The organism is Arthrobacter koreensis, from assembly GCF_035792275.1.
Taxonomy (GTDB): domain Bacteria; phylum Actinomycetota; class Actinomycetes; order Actinomycetales; family Micrococcaceae; genus Arthrobacter_B; species Arthrobacter_B koreensis_A.
The window spans coordinates 146,959-169,768 of the sequence record NZ_JAMWKK010000005.1 but is presented as its reverse complement, the minus strand read 5'-3'; the positions used below and the strand labels follow the sequence as shown (position 1 = coordinate 169,768).

The window sequence follows — 22,810 nt, the reverse complement described above, 5'->3', positions numbered from 1 at the left end:
CGAAAGATAGGATCGAAGGTATGAGTTCAACTCCGTACCTTCGCTATCCCGACCTGCACGGCGACCGAGTGACCTTCGTGGCTGAGGACGATGTCTGGGTGGCACCAGTCTCCGGCGGCCGGGCCTGGCGGGTTTCCTCGCTCCAGCTGCCGGCCCGCAACCCGAAATTCTCTCCGGACGGTTCGAGGATCGCCTGGAGCGTCACCCAGGGCTCTGCCCCTGAAGTCGTTACGGCCGATACCGACGGCGGGGATTTCCGCCAGCTCACGTTCTGGGGCAACCAGAACACCACGGTGCGGGGGTTCGCTCCCTCGGGAGCCGTGATCGCCACCAGCCCGTTTGAGTTCGAAGACTTCCGGCTCCGCTGGGCCTATGAAGTCCCCGTTGACGGTTCTGCCCCGCAGCGGCTGCCTTACGGTCCGCTGGACACCCTTGCCCACGGGCCTGCGCTCGGTGACGAACAGCCGTTGGTCATCGGCTCGGTGCTCAGCCGCGAACCGGCACGCTGGAAGCGTTACCGCGGCGGCACTGCCGGGAAACTGTGGATCGATGCTGACGGCAACGGGGAGTTTGTCCGCCTTGTCCCGGAGCTGGACGGCAACCTGGCCTACCCGATGTGGATTGCGGGCCGGATCGCGTTTTTCTCGGACCATGAGGGCTACGGCAACATCTACTCGGTAACGCCTTCCGGCACGGACCTGCGCCGGCACACGGATTTCCAGGACTTCTACGTCCGCCACCCCTCATCTGACGGCACCCGCATTATTTTCGAGTCCGCCGGTTCGCTCTGGATCCTCCCGTCCCTGGACGCTGAGCCGGAGCGCCTGGACATCACGCTTGGATCTGCCGGAACCACGCGGCGTCCGCGGCCGCTCAATGCGGCACAGCACCTCCGCGCCGCCGTACCCGACGCTTCAGGGAAGTCCAGCGTCGTGGAAACCCACGGCACCCTGCACTGGCTCACGCACAAGGACGGTCCCTCCCGGGTCATTGAGGCAACCCCGGGCGTACGCGCCCGGCTCGGACGCCCGCTCCCGGGAGGCCGTGCCGTGTACGTCGCGGACCCGGACAATGAAGAGGCGCTGTTCATCAAGGATGTCTTCGCCTCCCTGCCGGCCGCCGGCGATGTGCGCCCGGCTCCCGTCCCCGCCCCGTCACCGGCCACCCAGGCAGCCGCCGAGCCGGATGTGAGTGACCTGCCGCGCCCGGTCTCGGCAGTCAGCCGACCCGCGGCTGGCAGCACGGAAGCCGCTCCGCCCGCCGGAGGACAGGACAGCGCCGAAGCGCCTGCGCAGGGCGCATCCGAGGCAGTGCTCGCGTCGCAGGAAAAGGCAGCCGGTTCCGGACTGGTGCGGGTTCCCTTCCCGGCACCGTCGCGTACAGCCCAGCTGATACCCAGCCCGGACGGCAGGCTTGTGGCCGTTGCCACCGAGTTCGGCAAGGTCTACCTCCTGGATGCAGGGACCGCCCAGCTTGTGGAGATAGCAGACAGCGGCCACGGAGCCGTAACAGACCTGGCATTCAGCCCTGATTCCCGCTGGCTGGCCTGGGCTGAGCCCGTCACCGTCCACGGAGCGCGCAGCAGGATCCGGCTAAGGGAAGTGTCCGGCAGCGACACCGCGATCACGGACGTCACCGACGGCAGGTTCCATGACCACAGCCCGTCGTTTACCCCGGATGGAAACTTCCTCGCATTCCTGTCCGAGCGCAGCTTCGACCCCGTCTATGACACCCACGGCTTCGATCTGGGATTCCCCACCTCCACGAAGCCGTTCCTCGTGGCGCTTGCCGCCGGCACCAACTCGCCGTTCGGCCCCGCCGCCCACGTGGTGGAGGATGCTGCTGCCGACAACACGGAGTCCGACGACCCGAAGGATGCAGAGGCACCAGGAACCACCGTTGACCTGGAGCGGCTGGCAGAGCGGATCATCGCGGTTCCGGTGCCCCAGGGCAGTTACACCAAACTGCGCGCAGCCGAGGGCGCCCTGCTGTGGCTGGCCGAAGATGTCTACGGCGTCACCGGCGACGGACGGGCCAATTCCTCGGACCGGGCACCGGGCAAGAGGCTGGAGCGTTTCGACGTAGCGGCCAGGGAAGTCTCCGTTCTTGTTCCTGCGCTGGAAGACTACGAACTCTCCCAGGACGCAGGCACGGTGGTCCTGCGCAACGAGCACCGCCTGCGGGCCGTTCCCGCCGGTGCCCGGGCGGACGAGGATTCCCCGGAGAACGTCACCGTTGACCTGGCCAGGATCCGGGTCCTGCTGGAGCCGCTGAAGGTCTGGGGACAGGCGTTCGACGAAGCGTGGCGGCTGCAGCGTGAGTTCTTCTGGACCCCGGACATGGGTGGACTGGACTGGGACGAGGTACACGCCCGTTACCGTCCCCTGGTGCAGAACCTGGGCTCGCATGACGACCTGGTGGACCTGCTCTGGGAGCTGCACGGCGAACTGGGCACGTCCCATGCGTACGTTACGGCCTCCGGTGCCGCGGAAGCCGGGGGAGGTGCGCAGGGATTCCTTGGCGCTGACCTCCGTCCGGGTGCAGGCGGCTGGGAGGTCGTGCGCATCCTGGACCCGGAGTCGTCTGATCCCAAGGCCATTTCGCCCCTGAGCGCTCCGGGGGCGGACGTTCGCCCCGGGGATATCATCACTGCCGTGGACGGACTGCCGGTTCCGCCGGACAAGGGACCTGCCGCGCTGCTGGTGGGCGCCGGCGGCCGCGTGGTGGAACTGACCGTTGTCCGCACTTCAGGCGAGGACGGCCCGCAACAGCGGCGCATCGCCGTCGTTCCCCTGCGCAGCGAGGAGCGGCTGCGTTACCAGAATTGGGTGAACGCGAACCGGCGGGCCGTGCGTGCAGCATCCGACGGCGGCTTCGGCTACCTCCACATTCCGGACATGGTCGCCAGCGGATGGGCGCAGCTTCACCGTGACCTGGACAGCGAGGCGGCCAAGGACGGACTGGTCATTGACGTCCGCCATAACCGTGGCGGCCACACCTCCCAGCTTGTCGCAGAGCTCATCGGCAGGAAGGTCACCGCGTGGATGCTCCCGCGGGGCGAGCAGGCCGGGACCTACCCGGACCAGGCTCCCCGGGGTCCGGTCGTGATCCTCACCGATGAGTTCGCCGGTTCTGACGGTGACATCGTGACGCAGGTGGCCAAGCTGCGGGGAATCGGACCGGTAGTCGGTACCCGGACCTGGGGCGGCGTCGTTGGTGTTGACGGCCGCTTCGATCTGGCGGACGGTACATCGGTCACCCAGCCGCGCTACGCTTTCTGGTTCACCCAGGGTGTGGGCTTCGGCGTGGAGAACCGCGGGGTGGAGCCGGACATCGAGGTTCCATACCCGCCGCACGCCTATGCAGCGGGCGTGGACCCCCAGTTGGAGCAGGGTGTGGCGATCCTGAAGGAAATGCTGGCGGAGATCCCCACTGACGTGCCGCCTGCCCGGGAAGGCTATCCCAGCCTGCGCCCGGCGCCGCTGCCCCCGCGGCCGCAAACCATACCCGGACGTGGTGGAGAAGAGCGGGTGTAGGGTCACGTGATGGAGACGAACCACGGCGCGGGGCCCGGGCAACCTGTGGTTGTCGGCGTCGCGCCGGGCCAGTCCCCTCGGGTGGTGGGCCAGGCAGTGCGCTTCGCCAGGCAATTCGGGTCCGAGCTGATTTGTGCCTGTGCCAACCCGGCCCGCTTCGCTACCGGCGAGTCTGCGGATGGATCAATGACCAGTGCTTCCCTCGACCCCGATTTTGCCGACGAGGGTGAGGCCGCTTTTGATCCGCAGCTGGCCGCGGATCTGGCCGGCATCCTCGCCGGTACAGACGTATCGTGGCGCACCCTGGCCATCCCCGGCGATGTAGCACATGCCCTGGGCCACCTGGCGAATACTGTCGACGCCGCCATGATCGTTGTGGGTACGCGCCAGCGATCCCTGGGAGGGAGCATCCAGGAGCTGCTTAGCTCGTCCATCGCGGCAAAGCTTGCCCGCGGGCAGTTTCGACCGGTTGTTGTGGTTCCGGTCGGCGCGAAGAACGAGGGAAGAGCTTCAGGAGGGTCGGTCGAGTGAAGGCCTCCGAACGCCCGCCGCACCTGTGCTGGCGGCCTATCGCGCTGGTTGCCGCCGGGGGAACTGCGGGTGCGGCCTGCCGGGAGGCTCTATCCCTGCTGATTCCGCACCTCGGGTCCGTGCCCCTGGCCATCCCGGCAATCAATGTCATGGGCGCCTTTTTACTGGGCTGTCTCTACGAGGCCCTTCTGGGCAGTGAGCGCCCGATCAGCAGAAACCTCCGGCTCCTCCTGGGAACAGGTTTCTGCGGCGGATTTACCACGTACAGTGCCCTAGCCAGGGACACAGCGGTGCTTCTCGGGGACGGTTTGGCCCCTCAAGGCGTCCTCTACGCACTCGGAACTGTAGCAATCGGTGCCTGTGCCACATGGGCAGGCATAGCCGCCTCCAGCGCAGTTCGACGCCGGTCGCCACAGAGGCCAAGAGAACGGGGTCCCTTGCGGTGACTCCCTGGCTCTTTGTACTTTTAGCGGCATCAGGCGGCGCGGGCGCGGCGCTGCGGTTCGTTGTTGACGGAGTGCTCCGATCCCGCCTCCGGACGACGTTCCAGTGGGCAACGACGATCATCAACGTGTCCGGCTCCCTCGTCCTGGGCGTGCTCACGGGACTCACGGCTGGGCGGATGCTTCCCACTGAACTCGGCATCGTCCTTGGTACTGCTTTTCTCGGTGGATACACCACCTTCAGTACCGCCAGCTATGAAACAGTGCAGCTCATCAGGGAAGGCCGTAAGGCCGCGGCGTTCATCAGCGGTGTCGTGATGCTTGTGGCTTCTGTCGGTGCCGCGATCGCCGGCCTCTGGGCCGGATCGGCACTGTAGCCGTACCCTGACGCCACGGGGCGGGCGCCGGCCCTAGGTTTCGAGCGTCGCGTCCATGGTGATGGTAATGCCGGAGAGGGCCTGGGACACCGGGCATCCGGTCTTGGCGGACTCGGCGATGTCCGTGAACTCCTCGGCGGTCAGCCCCGGCACGACGGCGGTGACGCGGAGATGGCTGCCGGTGATGCCGGTTCCCGGAACGAAGCTGACCTCCGCGGACGTCTCGATGCGTTCTGCCGTCTTGCCCGCCTCCGCCAGGGCGTTGCTGAAGGCCATGGAGAAGCACGCGGAGTGCGCGGCCGCAATCAGTTCCTCGGGGCTGGTGCGGCCCCCGGACTCCTCCGCACGGGCCTTCCACGTTACTTCGTACGTTCCCAGCTGGGACGAATCGAGGGTGACTTCGCCTGTGCCATGGAACAGGTCCCCGTTCCAGATGGTGTGTGCTTTGCGGACAGTAGCCATGGGAGCTCCTTCGGGGCCGGGCGCCGGGCGGGACTGCCGTAGGGCGCTGCCGCCCATCCTTGCAGGCAGATGGCTCAACTGCCAGACCCCGGCATACAGATACCGGAGACCGGCAGGCCCGGGGACGCATAAAAAAGTTCCTCCCCTCGGAACGTGAGGGGAGGAACCGGTGCGCGATGCCGCGCTGTGGATCAGAGGTCGATTACCACATGGTGGCCAGTGCCACGTTGACCACGGTGAGGATACCTACGCCGTTGGCCAGGACACCGGAGACCGGCTGGTCCTTCTTGTACTTGCGCTGGCCGATGAAGGCCATGACGGCGATCACCAGCGCGATGACGAGCTTTACGGCCACCTTGACGTGGTTGACCTCTCCGTCACCCATTTCGTTGAGGCCGACCAGCAGGATGCCGGTCACCAGCTGCAGCAGTGCAGCGTGGAACTGGCCCGGCATCACGGTGGGGTTCTTGATCTTGGCGAGCCAGATACCAACGATGGCACCGGCCCCGAGGATGTGCAGGAAGACGAGGAAGCTATGAAGGAAGTCCATGGTTTCGATCTTACCGACAGTGTGTCAGGGGACGTAATTCTTCCGATAACTATTCTACAACGAGTAGAAGTCGGGATGCCGACGCCCAAATAACGCAGCAGGCGGGTGCCCCCGTGGGGGGGGGGCACCCGCCTTTCATTGTGTCTTAGCGCTTAGAGGCCCAGGTCGGCTTCGAAGCTGCCTTCTTCCAGGCGTGCCTTCAGGGTCTGAAGGAAGCGGCCTGCATCGGCACCGTCCACCAGGCGGTGGTCGTACGTCAGGGACAGGTACATCATGGATCGGATGGCAATGGTGTCATTGCCGTCCTCATCCGTGCGGACAACCGGCCGCTTCACGATCGCACCGGTGCCCAGGATTCCCACCTGGGGCTGGTTGATGATCGGAGTGTCGAAGAGGGCTCCGACGCTGCCGATGTTGGTGATCGTGAAGGTGCCGCCGGAAAGCTCGTCCGGACCGATCTTGCCGCTGCGGGTGCGCGCACCGACGTCGGCAATCTTCTTGGCCAGACCTGCGAGGTTCAGGTCCCCGGCGTCGTTGATGACCGGAACCAGCAGGCCCTTTTCGGTATCAACGGCGATCGCCAGGTGCTCGGCGTCGTGGTAGGTGATTTCCTGCGACTCGCTGTCATAGGACGCGTTGAGCTTCGGGTGCGCCTTCAGCGCCTCCACCACGGCCTTGGCGATGAACGGCAGGAACGTCAGGTTGGCGCCGTTCTGCTCCTTGAAGCCGGCCTTCGCCTTCTGGCGCATCGTGGCGATGCGCGTCATGTCGACTTCCTGCACCTGGGTCAGCTGTGCCGAAGTGTCCAGGGACTCCATCATGCGGCGGGCAATGGTCTGGCGGATCCGCGGTGCCTTGACCGTGGTGCCGCGCAGCTTTGCGCTCTCTTCGCTGATCTTCGCCGGAGCAGCCTTGTCAGAGGACGACGGCGCCGCAGCCGGTTCCTTTGCCTTGGCGGCTTCGGCAGCGTCCAGGACATCCTGCTTGCGGATGCGTCCTGCCACGCCGGAGCCCTTGACGGTGGACAGATCCACGCCGTGCTCATTGGCCAGTTTGCGGACGAGCGGGGTCACGTACGTGCCGGAGCCGGACTCTTCCTTGCCGGTCTCTTCCTTGGGAGCCTCCTGCTTGGGAGCCTCCTGCTTGGGGGCTTCCTGCTTCGGAGCCTCCTGCTTGGGAGCTTCTTCCTTCGGCTCTGCAACCGGCTCCTCGCGCTCGGTCGAAGGAGCGGCAGCCACGGGCTCAGCTTCCTTCGGTGCGGCCTTGGCCGGGGCTGAGGAACCGGAACCGATGACGGCCAGGACGGAACCTACCTCGGCGGTCTCGTCCTCATTGACCTTGATCTCCAGCAGCTTGCCGGCCACGGGGGAGGGAATCTCGGTGTCCACCTTGTCGGTGGAAACCTCCAGGAGGGGTTCATCTACCGCGACGTCGTCGCCTACGGCCTTCAGCCAGCGGGTAACGGTGCCCTCGGTAACGCTCTCGCCCAGTGCGGGAAGCGTGACGTCGGTGCTGTCACCGGAATCTGCTGACCCGGATTCCTCTGCGGGTGCTTCCGGTGCTTCTTCCTTCGCCTCGGGCTCGGCGGGAGCCTCTTCGGCTTCCGGCGCCTCTTCCTGTGCGGGCGCGGAACCGGAGTCGTCAGAGGAGGACCCGGAGCCGTCGCCAATGCGCACCAGCGCTTCGCCGACCTCGGCGGTCTCATCCTCGGCCACGAGGATCTCCTCGATGACGCCTGCAACCGGAGACGGGATTTCGGTGTCTACCTTGTCGGTGGACACCTCCAGCAGGGGCTCGTCAACGGCGACGGTATCGCCTACCTGCTTCAGCCAGCGGGTTACGGTGCCTTCGGTGACGCTTTCACCAAGGGCGGGTAAGTTCACGGTTTCAGACATATTGTCCCCGTTTCTCCTTGTTAGTTCTTTGACCAGCCGTGCCGCTGGTGCTGGTTGGTTTGAAGCCTAGTGCACCCGGCGCCGCTGGCGCCGGATGCACCGGGAAACTCTTCGCTCTAGCCGTGCAGCGGCTTGCCGGCGAGTGCCATCGCGGCTTCGCCAAGGGCTTCGTTCTGGGTGGGGTGCGCATGCAGCAGGCCGGCCAGGTCTTCCGGGTAGGCTTCCCAGTTCACGATCAGCTGTGCCTCACCGATCTGCTCGCCGATGCGGCCGCCGATCATGTGGACGCCAATGATGGGGCCGTCCTTCTCGCGCACCATCTTGATCAGGCCGGAGCTGCCCAGGATGGAGGTCTTGCCGTTGCCGGCCAGGTTGTATTCCTGGACCTGGACATTCTCGGCACCCAGCTTTTCCTTTGCCTTGGCCTCGGTCAGGCCCACGGAAGCGATTTCGGGCTCGCAGTAGGTGACCTTGGGGATGTTGACGTCTTCGACGACGACCGGCTTGAGGCCGGCGATTTCCTCGGCGACGAAGATGCCCTGCTGGAAGCCGCGGTGTGCCAGCTGCAGGCCGGGAACGATGTCGCCCACGGCGTAGACGTTGCCGACGCCGGTGTGCAGCCGCTCGTTGGTGATAACGAAGCCGCGGTCCATGGTCAGGCCGGCCTCCTCGTAACCAAGGTTGGCGGTAACCGGTCCGCGGCCGACGGCGACGAGCAGCAGTTCAGCTTCGAAGGTCTTGCCGTCGGCGAGGGTGACGACGACGCCGTCGTCATTCTGCTCCACCTTCTCGAAGAAGATGCCCGTGCTGAACTTGATGCCGCGCTTCTTGTAGGCACGCTCAAGGTTCTTGATGATGGCGGCGTCTTCGTTGGGGACCAGCGAGGGCAGGCCCTCCACGATGGTGACGTCGACACCGAAGGAGTTCCAGACGGACGCGAACTCGACGCCGATTACGCCGCCGCCAAGGATCACGGCGCTCTTGGGGACGTAGTCCAGGGTCAGTGCCTGGTCGGAGGTGATGACGCGTCCGCCGATTTCCAGGCCCGGCAGGGAGCGGGAGTAGGAGCCGGTAGCCAGGATGATGTTGGAGCCGGTGTAGGTCCGGCCGTTGACCTCGATGGTCTTCTCGCTGGTCAGGCGCCCTTCACCCTCGATGACGGTGATGCCCTTGGACTTGATCAGGCCCTGCAGGCCGCGGAACTTGCCCGCAATGATGTTGTCCTTGTAGGAGTTGACGGCGTTCATGTCCACGGAGTCGAAGGTGGCCTTGATGCCGTACTTCTCCGCAGTCTTGGCGTTTTCAGCAATTTCGGCTGAGTGCAGCAGTGCCTTGGTGGGGATGCAGCCGTTGTGCAGGCACGTGCCGCCCAGCTTCCCCTTTTCGATCAGCCCAACGGAAAAGCCCAGCTCCACGGAGCGGAGTGCCGCGGCGTAGCCGCCGCTGCCTCCACCGAGGATCAGGATGTCGAACTCTTGCGCAGTTGCCTCTTCGGCCACGTGGACGCTCCCTCGCGTAATCTGTTGACGCACTGATGGCGCGTCGGTTAGTGATTCGGGCGGTTGTGAATAGGTTTCACACTATCGCCCAGTTTCCCCGGCATCCACTCGGTTAAGTGGGCCGGAAGGCGAATGTAACCAGAAACACGCGCAACAAATGCCCCTTTAAGTTGCACGCATAACATGTTGGGGTGCTATACCGCGCGGGCCAGCACGTCCTCCGCGTAGGAGACCAGCGTGCGTACCGCAACGCCGGTGCCCTCCTTGGGGGTGTAACCGTAGGGCGCGCCTTCGTTGAACGCCGGTCCGGCGATGTCCAGGTGGGCCCACGGAATCTTTACGCCGTCCACTTCGCCGACGAACTCGCGCAGGAACACCGCGGCGGTCATCATGCCGCCGAAGCGCTCACCGATGTTAGCCAGGTCGGCGGTGGCGGAGTCCAGGCTTGCGCGGAGTTCCTCGGGCAGCGGCATCGGCCAGAACAGTTCTCCTGCGCGGTCAGCGGCCGCCTTCACTGCGTCACGGACACCGTCTTCGCCCATGACCGCGGAAACGCGGTTGCCCAGTGCGACCATCTGCGCGCCGGTCAGGGTTGCGACGTCGATGATCACGTCCGGCTCTTCCTCGCTGGCGATGGCCAGGCCGTCGGCCATGACCAGGCGGCCCTCAGCGTCCGTGTTCAGGACCTCGACGGTGCGTCCGCCGTAGGTGGTCAGTACGTCGGAGGGGCGCTGGGCGGTGCCGGAGGGCATGTTCTCGGCCAGGCACAGCCAGGCGGTCACCTTAACGGGCAGTCCCAGTTCCGCGATGGCCAGCAGGGCGTTGAGCACGACGGCGGCGCCGCCCATGTCCGACTTCATCGCCTGCATTCCGGCTGCCGGCTTCAGGGACAGGCCGCCGGAGTCGAACGTGATTCCCTTGCCAACCAGGGCGAGCCGGGCCTTTGCTCGGGCGGGGGAGTACTCCACCTTGACGAGGCGCGGCGGACGGGCCGAGCCTTTGCCAACCCCGAGGATTCCGCCGAAGCCTTCGCGCTCCAGTTTCTTTTCGTCCCAGACCGTGACCTTGACCGGCAGCGGGCGGGCGGCGTCGCGGGCAGCTGCGGCGAAGGTTTCCGGGTACAGGTGGCTCGGCGGCTGGTTGACCAGCGTGCGGGTGGCGTTCACGGCGCGGGCTACGATCCGGGCCCGGTCCACAGCCGGCTTCAGCGCGGCATCGGCGGCGGTGGACGTGACCACAGTGATCGAGGAGACGGGGGCGGGAACCTTCGCAGAGTGGACACTGCGGTGTTCGGTGAAGCTGTAGGCACCCAGCAGGGCGCCCTCGGCTACGGCGGCCGCATCTTCCACGGTGGCGGCGGGAAGAGCCAGGGCGACAGTGGCCGTGCCCGCCAGCTGCCGGACGGCCGATCCGGCGGTCCGCCGCAGTGCCTCCGTGCTCAGCGGCTCACCGGCAGTGACCGGGCCAAGTCCGGCCAGGACCAGCATTTCGGCGTCCAGCTCGGGCAGGCCCGGGAGGCGCACCACCTGGTCGGCAGCACCTGTGACGCCCAGCAGTGCGAAGGAACCGGCGACTGCGGAGGACGACTTCTGTGAGAGCGGGCTGTCCACCAGTACGGGGCCGTCCGGGCTCTGCCCGACGCCGACAACCAGGGCCTGCGCCTGGACCTTGCGAACGTCCCGGGAAATTACCTGCAGGTCTGGCTCACTGGCTTTGCTCACGAAGCTTCATCCTCACGTTTGTGTGTGTTTCTAGTGCTTTGCTCTTCCGATCGTAGTCTCTCCGGCAGCTGCTGCGTCCGCCGGCCGTACCTGCACCGTGGAATGAATCGGCTATTGCCCGGCGTTTACCCTTGAGTAAGGGATTGACAACTACGCGCTTGGTTTCTAAAGCGCCCCCCGCAAACCAACGGGACGAGTGGCAGGAAGGTACAACATGCTTGATCCGCTGACCCTGTTCAACCTGGATCCGGAACTGGCCGCCTCCGCCGAAGTGCGCGGGCTGCGGCTGCTGGCCGGGTTCACGGGTTTCGGCGAGGCAGGCCATGTGGTGTCCCAGGTCCGTGACGAGCTTTTCGAGAACCTGGAACACGATCTGGTGGCCACCTTCGATGCCGACCAGCTCATTGACTACCGCGCGCGCCGTCCGCAGCTGACTTTCGTCGAGGACCACTTCACCGGCTACGAGGCACCGCGCATTGAACTGCACCGCTTTTATGACGGGCTGGGCGAACCCTTCCTGTTCCTGAGCGGATTCGAACCCGACTTCCAGTGGGAACGGTTTACCGCGGCAGTGCTGCGGCTGGTCGAAATGCTGGACGTTTCGCTCGTTGCCTGGGTGCATTCAATACCCATGCCCGTGCCGCACACGCGTCCCATCGGCGTCACCGCACACGGCAACCGGCCGGATCTGATCGACGGCATCAGTTCCTGGAAGCCAACGGCGCAGATCCAGGCGGCCGTGGGGCACCTGCTGGAACTGCGCCTCACCGAAGCCGGCGTCGACGTCGTCGGCCACGTGGTCCACGTGCCGCATTACCTTTCCGACGCCGAATTTCCTCCTGCCGCCGTGGCGGCACTGGAATACCTCGGCGCGGCGGCTAATCTGGTTCTGCCGACCGACCGGCTGCGTGAAGCCGGACGCGAAGTTGAAAAGCAGATTGCACAGCAGGTAGATGCTTCAGCCGAAGTGCGCGGCGTCGTGGCCACGCTGGAAAGCCGCTACGACGAATACACCGGCAGCACAGTCCGGCGTTCCCTGCTCGTCAAGGACAACGATGAGCTGCCCGACGCCGAAGAGCTGGGCGCCGCCGTCGAAGCGTACCTGGCCAGCCCGCAGGCCGAGGAAGAAACTGAGGCACTGCTTGTTGGACAGAGCGAGCAGGAACCGGCCGGCGACGGCACGGTTCCTGACGCAGATGAGGATGAGGACAGCGTTGAACCGAACGGCCCCGAGCGGCTTCCCGGAGGCGATGACCGGCCCGGAACGCCCGGGAGTAACGGTACTGCCTGAGCCCGGCAGCGGCCTGACCGCCGGACACGGCGGTGCCGGATGAAACACCGCGGAGCCTGGCTTGTCTGGGGTGCCGGTGTCTTTGCCTACATGGTGGCCGTCACCCAGCGGACCGCCTTTGGCGTTGCCGGAGTCGAAGCCACGGAACGGTTCTCGGCGACCGCATCCGTGTTGTCCGTTTTTACCGTCGTCCAGCTCCTGGTCTACGCCGGACTGCAGATTCCGGTGGGAATGCTGGTGGACCGGTTTGGTCCCCGGCTGCTGATCGCCGGCGGTGCAGTGCTGATGTTCGCCGGCCAGTTCCAGCTGGCTGTCGCCGAATCAGTTGGCGCAGGCATCGTGGGCCGGTCCCTGGTGGGAGCCGGCGATGCCTTGACCTTTATCTCCGTGCTCCGCCTGCTGCCGGCGTGGTTCCCTGCACGGAGGATTCCGGTCCTCACGCAGTGGACCGGCATTATCGGGCAGCTGGGCCAGATTGCCAGTGCGGTTCCGTTCGCCTTCGCCCTGCATGAGCTGGGCTGGAACACTGCCTTCATCGGAGCGGCGGCACTTTCAGTCCTCGCCTTCGTGCTGGCGCTGGCTTTCGTGCGCAACCAGCCCGGCTGCACGGTACGTGCTCCGCGGACGGCCCACGACGGCGGTTCCCTCGCCGCGGCCTGGCGCCAGCCAGGCACCCGGCTGGGTCTCTGGACGCACTTCACCATCCAGTTCCCCGGAACTGTGTTCGTGCTCATGTGGGGGTACCCGTATCTGGTCAGCGCTGAACAGGTCACCCCTGCCGAAGCGTCCCTGCTAATGACGTTCTTCGTCGCGGTAGCAATTGTCTGCGGACCGTGGCTTGGTTCCTGGGTAGGCCGGCATCCCCTGCGCCGGTCCACCATGGTGCTGCTGATCGCCGGTGCCATGGCCGCCGCCTGGCTGGTCGTGATGCTCTGGCCCGGTCCGGCTCCGCTGTGGATCCTCATGACGCTCGTGGCTGTCCTCGCGGTGGGCGGGCCCGGATCCATGATCGGGTTCGACTTTGCGCGGACCTACAACCCCAGTACCCGGCTGGGCACGGCGACCGGGATCGTGAACATCGGCGGGTTTGCTGCCTCGCTCATTTCGATGTACCTCATAGGACTGGTCCTCGACGTGCTGTTCAACACCGGATTCTCCGGCGGCGACCTCTATGACCTGGCGGCATTCCGCATTGCCCTGGCCGTGCAGTTCCTGGTGATGGGTGTCGGCGTGGCCGGCATCCTGGTCAACCGGCGGAAAGTCCGTGCTGCCATGGCGGATGAGGGACTGCATCTGCCGCCGCTTCGGGAAGCGCTGGCACGGGAGCGGCGCCGCCGCCGCGAACAGCGGCGCGGCGCGGAGTCCGGCAGGGAAAGCGGCGGTGAAGGCGGCGGGGAAGGCACGGACCAGGGCTGAACCCGGACGGCGGGGTTTCCCCTCCGTCTCATCGCTTCCGTCTTCACCGTCCCTCCACAGCCCGGCCACTCGGGGCGGTGCCCGGAAACCTGTCCGCAGAAAGCCCCGTCCCTGCCCCGGCGCCGTCCAGGGGCAGGCAGGCTGTCCGCATGAGCGAACCCCAAAAAGCAGGACACCCCGCCGGCGGCCGCCCCCCGGCTGAAGAACCGTCTCCGGCGGGAGGCGAAGAAGACGGTTCTGCCGGCACCCTGCGTGTTGGTACTCCACAGGACATTCTGGCCTTCGTGCCCCATTGCCTGGGCTTCCAGCCCCGCGAGTCGCTGGTGCTTCTGGGCCTGCGGGGTTCCCGGCTCGGGGCCACGCTCCGTCTGGACCTGCCCCGTCCATTCGGTTCGAGTGAACCGCCGGACCCCGAAGCTCTTGAGCTGCTCTCCGGCTACTGCTCCCGGATCGCATCCCTGCTGTCCAATGACGACGCCGCTGACTCGGTGCTGGCTGTGATGTACACGGGCCTTCCGTGGCTCGAAGGTGCCCCTCCGCCGCACAGCGCCCTGATGGAACTCCTGGGTGATGCGCTGGAACGCAGCGGGCTCAGTCTCCGCGACGCCTGGCTGGCGGGAAACGGAACCTGGCGGGACTACTTCTGCTCGGACGCCGCGTGCTGTCCGTGGCCCGGATACCCGCTGGATGAGGTCACCGGGAGCAGCCTCAACGCGGAACTGGTCTACCGGGGCAGCGCCTACGCGGCCACGCTCGATGAGTCACAGCGGACTCCGGGCAGATTCCGGACTGCGGCCCTGGACAACAGCGTGGAGGACATCCGCAGCGCCAGGGCGGGGAAGTGGAGTGACCCCGGTGCCTTCGCCGAAGCCCTGGCAGCCTGGGAACAGCGAATCAGCTCCGCACTGGTGCCGAAGCAGCCTCCGGACACGGTGTGCTGCCCTGCACCCGGGTCCGCAGCAATCCGGGAAGATGCCTTCCTGCTCGCGAGCCTGGAGTCCAAGCCAGTGCGGGACACGGTCCTGGTCCTGGCTGCAGCCGGGATGAGGGCCGCGGCAGAGGGCGCCCGCCGGTGGCTGCAGCCGCCAACCGGCGCCCGGGCGATGGCCGGCGAATCCGCCGCTGCTTCCTCCGCTGAGGCGGGGAGGCAGTTTCGAGCCATCCTTATCGGGCGCAGCAGCGCCGCGCCGGACTGGGTGCGGCTGGACCGGGCCTATGCGGCCTTCACGGATCTGGTTCAGCGGGCGTCCGGGGAGCCCGCAGCCGCCCTGCTGACACTGCTAGGCTGGATCGAGTGGGCACGCGGCCGCAGCTCCCGTGCCGAGCTGTGCCTCTCCGCTGCACTGGGCGAAGAACCCGGGTACCGGCTCGCCGCCCTGCTTCGGGAACTGCTGCGCCGGGGCGAACTGCCGCAGTGGGCACTCTCTCCCGCGACGGCCTGGCGCGGTGAACGGCCGGCGTGAACATGCCCCGGTGCGGGCCGCTGGGCTGCGAACGTCCGTGTCCGGTGGTGGCGCTGAGCGAAAGCATGCGACAATGGGAACCGAGACCCGGTTGGGTTCGTGTACCTAGTGTCGTTCCGCTCTCCCGTTCAGGCGGGGAATAGGAACAGGACGCGGTGTGTTTTCTCAGGAACCACACCGCGTACAAACCACTGGTTATGGCACGGACTTGACAGGGTCATAGTGGTGTTGCCCCCATGGTGGCGCCGCAGCCCGCCGTATTGAAAGGTTTTCTGTGTCCGCGAGAAAGACAACTGCTGTCAAAGAGACTGACACTGTGACTGCCGAGGTTGCCGAGGCGGCACCCGCCGCAGGCACCAAGACGGCTGCCAAATCCGCCCGCAAGCCTTCCACTCGGAAGACTCCGGCGAAGGCCTCCGCGGCAAAGACCACCGCCAAGAAGGCAGCCGAGCCCGCCGAGGACGCTGAGATCCACACTGACGAGGCAGACGCTGAGCCCACGGACGTGGACGTCGAAGTTGTTGAGGCAGACGCCCCTGAGGCAGCTCCCACCGGTTCCGGGTTCGTTTACTCCGACGCCGACGACGACGACGCTCCTGCCCAGCAGGTCGTCTCCGCAGGCGCCACCGCCGACCCCGTCAAGGATTACCTGAAGCAGATCGGCAAGGTTGCCCTGCTGAATGCTGAGCAGGAAGTGGACCTGGCGCTGCGGATCGAAGCAGGCCTTTACGCCGAAGAGAAGATCGCTGCGGATCCGGACATGGATCCCAAGCTCAAGCGCGACCTGCAGCAGATCATCCACGACGGCAAGCGCGCCAAGAACCACCTGCTGGAAGCCAACCTCAGGCTCGTCGTGTCGCTGGCCAAGCGCTACACCGGCCGCGGCATGCTCTTCCTGGACCTGATCCAGGAAGGCAACCTGGGCCTGATCCGCGCAGTCGAGAAGTTCGACTACACCAAGGGCTTCAAGTTCTCGACCTACGCCACCTGGTGGATCCGCCAGGCCATCACCCGTGCCATGGCCGACCAGGCCCGCACCATCCGCATCCCGGTGCACATGGTCGAAGTCATCAACAAGCTGGCCCGTGTCCAGCGCCAGATGCTCCAGGACCTGGGCCGCGAGCCCGCCCCCGAAGAGCTGGCACTGGAACTGGACATGACTCCCGAAAAGGTCGTGGAGGTCCAGAAGTACGGCCGCGAGCCCATCTCCCTGCACACCCCCCTCGGCGAGGACGGTGACTCCGAGTTCGGCGACCTGATTGAGGACTCCGAAGCTGTTGTGCCGGCCGACGCCGTGAGCTTCACCCTGCTGCAGGAACAGCTTCACTCGGTGCTGGATACGCTCTCCGAGCGTGAAGCCGGTGTGGTTGCCATGCGGTTCGGCCTCACGGACGGCCAGCCGAAGACCCTGGACGAAATCGGCAAGGTCTACGGTGTGACCCGTGAGCGGATCCGCCAGATTGAGTCGAAGACCATGTCCAAGCTGCGCCACCCGTCGCGTTCGCAGGTCCTGCGCGATTACCTCGACTAAGAGCGGTTTAGAAGAGACCGGCTGGTCTTGAAAAGAAGAAGTGCCCCCGCGTACACCGCGGGGGCACTTCTCTTTGTCTGCAGCCTTCTGCCGGACAGAACGAAGGCCCCTCCACACCGGAGGGGCCTTCGCCAAGTTTTGGACAGCTGGTCTGCGGAATCAGTCTTCCGAAGGAGCGGCCTTCTCGTGCAGCCGCGAACTTTCGTCCTGCCATTCAGACGTCAGGGGCCGAAGATTGGCCTCTACCGCCCGGGCATGGTGAGCGCAGAAAAGCAGTTCCCCACCGGAGGATTCCAGTACCGCGCGCACGTAAGCCTGAGCGCCGCAGCGGTCACAGCGGTCCAGCGTGTTTAGTTGACGTGTAGCAACTGCTGCTGTCATGAGTGCCTCCTTAAGGGTGTTGATACTTCATATAACCACCTTTGCCGCGCCGGCCTTTCCATTCGGGGGCGTCTTTCGCTCTGCGCGTACCAATGAGTAGGTCACACCCGCACCCTGGGAAGACCAGACGCGCTGCGAGCGGCAAGTACCCCGGTTCAGGATGTGCCGGGCGCCACCTCAGGGGAGGTGCAGCTGAGTCGCTGCCGTGCACTGTCACCGCAGGGCATTAACCTTATAGAAGGCCGGTTATTCCGGCTGCCCAGCCGCAAGGCTTCCCTACGCATAACAAGGCCGCTCCGGCGGTCCTAGGAGTTCAGCACCGTGGTCCCCCTGGATACTGAGTACAACGCCCGGCACCTTTCCGTCCTCGAGGGCCTTGAGGCTGTCCGGAAGCGCCCCGGCATGTACATCGGCTCCACTGATTCCCGCGGGCTCATGCACTGCCTCTGGGAGATCATCGACAACTCCGTGGACGAGGCGCTGGCCGGGTACGGACAGAGCATCCGGATCATCCTGCACGCCGACAACTCCGTGGAGATCCACGATGACGGCCGCGGCATTCCCGTGGACATCGAACCCAAGACCGGCCTTTCCGGCGTCGAGGTGGTCTTCACCAAACTCCACGCCGGCGGCAAGTTCGGCGGGGGTTCCTACGCTGCCTCAGGCGGCCTGCACGGTGTTGGCGCCTCAGTGGTGAACGCACTGTCCTCCCGCCTGGACGTCCAGGTGGACCGCGCAGGCAAGACCTACCAGATGACCTTCCGGCGCGGCGAGCCCGGAGTCTTCGCCGACACCGGCTCCAAGCCTTCCCCGGAGGCGAAGTTCACCCCGTTCCTGGAAAGCAGCAAGCTTGAGGTAGTTGGCAAGGCCAAGCGCGGCGTCACCGGCACCCGAATCCGCTACTGGGCGGACCGGCAGATTTTCACCCCGGACGCGAAGTTCTCCTATGCGGAACTCGAAGCACGGGCCCGCCAGACATCGTTCCTGGTTCCCGGCCTGCGGATCACCCTCCGCGACGAACGCCGGCTCCCCGGGACTCCGGGTGAAGACGGACCGGTGGAGGAAGTCTTCCACCACGACGGCGGGATCTCCGAATTTGTCGAGTTCCTTGCGGCTGATGCCCCGGTCACCGACATCTGGCGGCTGCACGGTGCCGGCAAGTTCAAGGAATCGGTGCCGGTCCTGGACGAGCGCGGGCACAGCAAGATCACCGAGGTCGAGCGCGAATGCGAAGTGGACATCGCGCTGCGGTGGGGGATTGGCTACGAAACGAGCATCCGCAGCTTCGTGAACATCATTGCCACGCCCAAGGGCGGGACGCACCAGGCCGGCTTCGAACAGGCCCTGCTGAAAACCTTCCGAAAGGTCATCGAATCCAACGCCCGCAAACTCAAGGCCGGCAACGACAAGATCGAGAAGGATGACGTCTTCGCCGGGCTGACAGCAGTGCTGACCGTCCGGCTGGCCGAACCGCAGTTCGAAGGCCAGACCAAGGAGATCCTGGGTACGTCCGCCGTCCGGTCCATCGTCTCGAAGGTTGTCGAAAAGGAAATCGCAGCCAAACTCAGCTCACCGGCCCGCGGCGACAAGGCCCAGACCGCGCTGCTGCTGGAAAAAGTCGTGTCAGAGATGAAGTCCCGGATCTCCGCGCGCGTGCATAAGGAAACCCAGCGCCGGAAGAACGCGCTGGAAACCTCATCGATGCCCGTGAAGCTGGCCGACTGCCGCATTGACGACAACGAACGCTCCGAGCTGTTCATCGTGGAGGGCGATTCGGCCCTTGGCACGGCCAAGCTGGCTCGTTCCTCGGATTTCCAGGCCCTGCTGCCCATCCGGGGCAAGATCCTCAACGTGCAGAAAGCCTCGGTTTCCGACATGCTCTCCAACGCTGAGTGCGCTGCGCTGATCCAGGTGGTGGGTGCCGGCTCCGGCCGGAGCTTCCAGCTGGAGGCCGCTCGCTACGGCAAGGTGATCTTCATGACCGATGCCGACGTCGACGGCGCCCACATCCGAACGCTGCTCCTGACGCTCTTCTTCCGGTACATGCGCCCGCTCGTTGAAGCGGGCCGGGTTTACGCTGCGGTGCCGCCCCTGCACCGGGTGGAAGTCATCAACCACGGTTCCAAGGCGAACGAGATGGTCTACACGTACAGCGAGAAGGAGCTCCACCAGCTCCTGGACCGGCTGGAGAAGGAAGGCAAGCGGTACAAGGAACCGATCCAGCGCTACAAGGGCCTGGGCGAAATGGACGCCGACCAGCTGGCCGAAACCACCATGGACCCCCGCCACCGCACGCTGCGCCGGATTCGCCTCAGCGAGGCCGAAGAGGCCGAGCGCCACGTGGACGAGGCCACCTTCGAACTGCTGATGGGCAGTGACGTGGCTCCGCGCAAGGAATTCATCATCGCCGGTGCGGCCATGCTGGACCGCGACCGCATCGACGCGTAGTACCAGCTGCCGGGCGCTGACCGGACGGGCTGACGGGGCAGCGGGGGCCGGCCGAAGTGGCCGGTCCCTCAGCTGTGGATTAGCCCCGGGGCAAACAGCAGCACAGTGGGAACAGCCAGCAGCAGCACCGCTGCGCATTGGATCAGGATGTTGGCCCAGCGGGGGAGGGGCGGCTGCGGAGTGAGCAGCCTGCTGAGCCGCGCCGCCATCCCGGTTTCATCGTCCACGCCGCCGCCGGCCACCGCAGGGGCGGAGGAACCCGGAAGGCTGGCAGCCGTATCCGCGCCGGCCCCTGAGGCCGATCCGACTATGGCGACTGCGCGGATGAGCGTGGGCCGGTCCACCTTCTTGAGTGCCTCGTCATCGGCGAGCATCTCAATCAGCTCGTTCACTGAGCGTTGTGCCAGCTGGGAAGTCGGCAGCCACGGCAGGGCTGCCCGCCAAGCTGCGAAAGCCCACAGCAGCAGATGGTGGTGCTGGCTAAGGTGCGCCTTCTCATGGGTCAGCACGCCGGAGAGCTCCTCCTCGGAGAGGATGTCCATCAGCCCGTCGGAGAGGACAGTGACGGACTGTGCGCCGCCGGGAAGGCAGTAGGCAACGGGCGAGGGGTGGGGGATCACCACTGTCGCGGGGGTGTTCAGGGACGGGGAACTGAGCAGGTTCAGCATGTCCCGGTGGCGGCGCCGGCCGGAGACGATCCGGTAGTACGTCAGGAGCAGGGTGAAAACCAGGTGAACGCTGAGCAGGACGGCGGCACTGATGGCGAAGACATGGACCAGGCCCAGTGCTTCAACCGAGCGCTGCTGCAGGAGGATGTCCCATAGTCCCCGGAGTCCCTGCGCCAAATTTTCGCCGATCGGCTCCAGGCCCCAGGTCAGCATGGCACCGATCATGGACAGGCCGCCGGCAAGTGCGATCGACTGCCACAGCACCATTGCCGTAAAGGGGGACCGGGCGGGCCATTTGGCGCGCGAGAGCAGGACCGGAACCGGCCAGGCAAGGATTACTGCCAGTGCAGCAAGAAAATAGGAGGCCCAGAACATACGGGGCGCAGACCGGCGGCCTAGGCGCCGTCGAGCAGCCTGCGCAGGGTTTGCGCTTCGGTTGCCGAGACGGAACCGACGAAGCGGGCCAGGACGGCCTCGCGGTCATTGGCGGAGCCGAGGACCTCATGCATAAGTTCGGCAGTGTGCTCGGCGCGGGTAGTCACGGCACGGTAGCGGTGCGGCCGGATATCGCGTTCGCGGGCCACGAGGGCCTTCTTCTCCAGGCGGGAGAGCACCGTGAGGACAGTGGTCACGGCCAGGCCCTTGGCCTCGGCGCGGCCAGCGTCATTCTGGGCAAGGCGTTCGCGGAGTTCATTGGCGGTTAACGCCTCGGCGGACTCCCAGAGGAGGTCCATCATCGCACGCTCAAGCTCTCCAAGAGTCGCCATAGTCCGCATCTTCCTTTGTGTCCGGTTCCTGGTCCGGGAGGTCGCCCCGGCCTGGTTGTCCTGTCTGCAGGCCCTGGCGGGTCCTGCCGCGGAGCTTAACAATACCGGGTTTCCTCACATCTCTCTACGCCTTGTAGAAATATGTCAGGTTCTTGTTCTACGATGCGTAGAAGAAGGGTTTTCTACTGCCTGTAGAACATGACATAACTAAGGACCTGCACGTGGAAGCATTGGACATTGCCCGCTGGCAATTCGGCATTACGACGGTGTATCACTTCCTGATGGTCCCGCTGACCATTGGCCTGGGCCTGGTTGTGGCCGCCCTGCAGACCGCATGGGTCCGCACGGGCAAGGAAGAGTATCTGCGCCTGACCAAGTTCTGGGGCAAGCTGTTCCTGATCAACTTCATCATGGGCGTGGCCACCGGCCTGGTCCAGGAGTTCCAGTTCGGCATGGCCTGGAGCGAGTACAGCCGGTTCGTCGGCGACGTCTTCGGTGCACCCCTGGCGCTTGAATCCCTCCTCGCCTTCTTCACTGAGTCGGTGTTCCTGGGGCTCTGGATCTTCGGCTGGAAGCGGCTGCCCCAGAAGCTCCACCTCGCCACCATCTGGCTGGCAACCGGTGCTTCGGCGCTGTCCGCGTACTTCATCCTGGCTGCGAACTCCTGGATGCAGCACCCCGTCGGCGTGGAGATGGTGGACGGCCGTGCAGTGATGACGGATTTCTGGGCCGTCCTGACCAACAACACGCTTCTGGTGGCCTTCCCGCACACCATCACCGGCGCCTTCGCCGTGGCCGGCGGGTTCCTGCTGGGCATCTCCTGGTACCACCTGTGGAAGCGGCGCCGCGACGGCATCGACACGGTGGATGAGAACGGCCGCGTCGTTGTCGGCGAGAACGCCGCGATCGGCCGGGACAAGACCGACTACAACGTCTGGATCAAGGCACTGCGCATCGGCGCCGCCGTCGCCGTCGTGGCCTTCGCGGGCACCGCGATTACCGGTGACCTGCAGGGCAAGCTGATGTTCGAGCAGCAGCCCATGAAGATGGCAGCAGCCGAAGCGGCCTGCCACAACGGCACCTCCTTCTCCGTCCTTTCCGTCGGTGACGTCGGTGCGCGGGACTGTGAGGACGTCAAGACCCTCATTGAGGTACCGGGAGTGCTGTCCTTCCTCGCCAACGGCGACTTCAATACCCCGGTTGACGGCGTCAACACCCTGATCCCGGAGTACCAGGAAAAGTACGGCACGCATCTGCCGGACGATCCGATGTACGGCGAACAGGCCGGCCAGGAGATTGACTACCTGCCGGTTATGTCCGTGACCTACTGGGGCTTCCGCATCATGATCGGCTTCGGCGCGATCGCAGCCGGTGCCGCAGCCGTTGCCCTGTGGGTTACCCGCAAGGGCACCGTCCCGCAGTCCAAGTGGCTGATGCGCCTGGCCGTGTTCGGCATCCTGGCTCCCTTCGGTGCCAACAGCGCCGGCTGGATCTTCACCGAAATGGGCCGCCAGCCATTCGTGGTGGTTCCCAACCCGAGCTTCACCGGCATAGACAACGTCTTTATGTTCACAGCGGCGGCCGTCTCGCCGGGAGTGAGTATGGCTGAGCTGCTCTTCTCGGTCATCTCCTTCACGGTCATCTACCTCGCCCTGCTGATCGTGGAGGTGAAGCTGCTCTTCAAGTACGTCAAGGGCGGCGTTCCGTCAGCCATGCCGGAGCCGCTCCCTGCTGCGGACGGCGGCGAAGGCCAGGACCCTGACTCGAAGGATGAGCCGGGTCCGCCGGGCGGACGGAAGTCCGACGACGTTCTCGATTTCGCCTACTAGCG

At 65.6% G+C, this 22,810-nt stretch carries 17 protein-coding genes and 1 pseudogene; 10 read left to right on the top strand and 8 right to left on the bottom strand.

The annotated features are described in order from the left end of the window. Positions 1 to 20 precede the first annotated feature (20 nt). The 4 genes from NGB94_RS07135 to NGB94_RS07120 are packed head-to-tail and all read left to right on the top strand — an operon-like array spanning position 21 to position 4,887. Positions 21 to 3,536, top strand: coding sequence for a S41 family peptidase (locus NGB94_RS07135; protein WP_325789919.1), 3,516 nt, complete (start codon positions 21 to 23; stop codon positions 3,534 to 3,536). A gap of 9 nt (positions 3,537 to 3,545) precedes the next feature. Next, positions 3,546 to 4,067, top strand: coding sequence for a universal stress protein (locus NGB94_RS07130; RefSeq protein ID WP_325789918.1), 522 nt, complete (start codon positions 3,546 to 3,548; stop codon positions 4,065 to 4,067). Then, on the top strand, positions 4,064 to 4,513 hold the full coding sequence (locus NGB94_RS07125) for a CrcB family protein (protein ID WP_325789917.1): 450 nt from the start codon (positions 4,064 to 4,066) through the stop codon (positions 4,511 to 4,513). Before NGB94_RS07130 ends, NGB94_RS07125 begins: the two co-directional genes overlap by 4 nt. Then, positions 4,435 to 4,887, top strand: a complete 453-nt coding sequence (locus tag NGB94_RS07120) for a CrcB family protein (protein WP_325789916.1) — start codon at positions 4,435 to 4,437, stop codon at positions 4,885 to 4,887. The genes NGB94_RS07125 and NGB94_RS07120 overlap by 79 nt, the downstream gene beginning before the upstream one ends. Before the next feature lie 33 nt (positions 4,888 to 4,920). Here NGB94_RS07120 and NGB94_RS07115 read toward each other — a convergent pair whose 3' ends face one another. The 5 genes from NGB94_RS07115 to NGB94_RS07095 form a co-directional block, all read right to left on the bottom strand. Next, positions 4,921 to 5,349, bottom strand: a complete 429-nt coding sequence (locus NGB94_RS07115; protein WP_325789915.1) for an OsmC family protein — start codon at positions 5,347 to 5,349, stop codon at positions 4,921 to 4,923. Between the two features lie 202 nt (positions 5,350 to 5,551). Continuing rightward, entirely contained in the window at positions 5,552 to 5,899 is a 348-nt protein-coding gene (locus NGB94_RS07110; RefSeq protein WP_091605563.1) for a hypothetical protein, read from the bottom strand. A gap of 152 nt (positions 5,900 to 6,051) precedes the next feature. After that, on the bottom strand, positions 6,052 to 7,794 hold the full coding sequence (sucB, locus tag NGB94_RS07105; RefSeq protein ID WP_325789914.1) for a 2-oxoglutarate dehydrogenase, E2 component, dihydrolipoamide succinyltransferase: 1,743 nt from the start codon (positions 7,792 to 7,794) through the stop codon (positions 6,052 to 6,054). A gap of 116 nt (positions 7,795 to 7,910) precedes the next feature. Continuing rightward, positions 7,911 to 9,293, bottom strand: coding sequence for a dihydrolipoyl dehydrogenase (lpdA, locus tag NGB94_RS07100; protein ID WP_091605558.1), 1,383 nt, complete (start codon positions 9,291 to 9,293; stop codon positions 7,911 to 7,913). A gap of 194 nt (positions 9,294 to 9,487) precedes the next feature. Then, the gene (locus tag NGB94_RS07095) at positions 9,488 to 11,014 is read right to left on the bottom strand and encodes a leucyl aminopeptidase (protein ID WP_325789913.1); all 1,527 of its coding nucleotides are present in this window, start codon (positions 11,012 to 11,014) and stop codon (positions 9,488 to 9,490) included. 214 nt (positions 11,015 to 11,228) lie between these two features. On the opposite strand from NGB94_RS07095, the pseudogene NGB94_RS07090 reads away from it, so the two are divergent. The 4 genes and pseudogenes from NGB94_RS07090 to NGB94_RS07075 form a co-directional block, all read left to right on the top strand. Next, positions 11,229 to 12,122, top strand: a pseudogene (locus NGB94_RS07090) (proteasome assembly chaperone family protein); the annotation flags it as partial. A gap of 222 nt (positions 12,123 to 12,344) precedes the next feature. Continuing rightward, on the top strand, positions 12,345 to 13,721 hold the full coding sequence (locus NGB94_RS07085) for an MFS transporter (protein WP_325789912.1): 1,377 nt from the start codon (positions 12,345 to 12,347) through the stop codon (positions 13,719 to 13,721). Between the two features lie 149 nt (positions 13,722 to 13,870). After that, positions 13,871 to 15,184, top strand: coding sequence for a DUF4192 domain-containing protein (locus tag NGB94_RS07080; RefSeq protein ID WP_325789911.1), 1,314 nt, complete (start codon positions 13,871 to 13,873; stop codon positions 15,182 to 15,184). Positions 15,185 to 15,458: 274 nt separating this feature from the next. Next, positions 15,459 to 16,715 carry an RNA polymerase sigma factor gene (locus NGB94_RS07075; RefSeq protein ID WP_325789910.1) on the top strand — a complete coding sequence of 419 codons (1,257 nt, stop codon included), beginning with the start codon at positions 15,459 to 15,461 and terminating at the stop codon, positions 16,713 to 16,715. A gap of 159 nt (positions 16,716 to 16,874) precedes the next feature. Here the strand turns inward: NGB94_RS07075 and NGB94_RS07070 are convergent, their stop codons facing one another. Then, positions 16,875 to 17,096, bottom strand: a complete 222-nt coding sequence (locus NGB94_RS07070; protein ID WP_325789909.1) for a DUF7455 domain-containing protein — start codon at positions 17,094 to 17,096, stop codon at positions 16,875 to 16,877. Between the two features lie 321 nt (positions 17,097 to 17,417). Here NGB94_RS07070 and NGB94_RS07065 point away from each other — a divergent pair, with 321 nt between their 5' ends. Further along, a complete protein-coding gene (locus NGB94_RS07065) occupies positions 17,418 to 19,544 on the top strand; it encodes a DNA topoisomerase IV subunit B (protein WP_325789908.1) in 2,127 nt (708 codons plus the stop codon). 68 nt (positions 19,545 to 19,612) lie between these two features. On the opposite strand, the gene NGB94_RS07060 is transcribed toward NGB94_RS07065, so the two are convergent. Together NGB94_RS07060 and NGB94_RS07055 are read right to left on the bottom strand one after the other, a co-directional pair. After that, positions 19,613 to 20,587 (bottom strand): M56 family metallopeptidase, encoded by a 975-nt coding sequence (locus NGB94_RS07060; RefSeq protein WP_325789907.1) that lies wholly within the window; start codon positions 20,585 to 20,587, stop codon positions 19,613 to 19,615. A gap of 20 nt (positions 20,588 to 20,607) precedes the next feature. Further along, positions 20,608 to 20,979: a BlaI/MecI/CopY family transcriptional regulator gene (locus NGB94_RS07055; RefSeq protein ID WP_055241689.1), complete on the bottom strand. Its 372-nt coding sequence runs from the start codon at positions 20,977 to 20,979 to the stop codon at positions 20,608 to 20,610. A 221-nt stretch (positions 20,980 to 21,200) separates the two neighbouring features. On the opposite strand from NGB94_RS07055, the gene NGB94_RS07050 reads away from it, so the two are divergent. After that, on the top strand, positions 21,201 to 22,808 hold the full coding sequence (locus tag NGB94_RS07050) for a cytochrome ubiquinol oxidase subunit I (RefSeq protein ID WP_325789906.1): 1,608 nt from the start codon (positions 21,201 to 21,203) through the stop codon (positions 22,806 to 22,808). The last annotated feature ends 2 nt before the right edge of the window (positions 22,809 to 22,810 follow it).

Coding starts and splice junctions, on each gene's coding strand:
- NGB94_RS07135 (WP_325789919.1), top strand. CDS start 21: ATGAGTTCAACTCCGTACCTTCGCTATCCCGACCTGCACGGCGACCGA.
- NGB94_RS07130 (WP_325789918.1), top strand. CDS start 3,546: ATGGAGACGAACCACGGCGCGGGGCCCGGGCAACCTGTGGTTGTCGGC.
- NGB94_RS07120 (WP_325789916.1), top strand. CDS start 4,435: ATGGGCAGGCATAGCCGCCTCCAGCGCAGTTCGACGCCGGTCGCCACA.
- NGB94_RS07115 (WP_325789915.1), bottom strand. CDS start 5,349: ATGGCTACTGTCCGCAAAGCACACACCATCTGGAACGGGGACCTGTTC.
- NGB94_RS07110 (WP_091605563.1), bottom strand. CDS start 5,899: ATGGACTTCCTTCATAGCTTCCTCGTCTTCCTGCACATCCTCGGGGCC.
- sucB (WP_325789914.1), bottom strand. CDS start 7,794: ATGTCTGAAACCGTGAACTTACCCGCCCTTGGTGAAAGCGTCACCGAA.
- NGB94_RS07085 (WP_325789912.1), top strand. CDS start 12,345: ATGAAACACCGCGGAGCCTGGCTTGTCTGGGGTGCCGGTGTCTTTGCC.
- NGB94_RS07080 (WP_325789911.1), top strand. CDS start 13,871: ATGAGCGAACCCCAAAAAGCAGGACACCCCGCCGGCGGCCGCCCCCCG.
- NGB94_RS07070 (WP_325789909.1), bottom strand. CDS start 17,096: ATGACAGCAGCAGTTGCTACACGTCAACTAAACACGCTGGACCGCTGT.
- NGB94_RS07060 (WP_325789907.1), bottom strand. CDS start 20,587: ATGTTCTGGGCCTCCTATTTTCTTGCTGCACTGGCAGTAATCCTTGCC.
- NGB94_RS07055 (WP_055241689.1), bottom strand. CDS start 20,979: ATGGCGACTCTTGGAGAGCTTGAGCGTGCGATGATGGACCTCCTCTGG.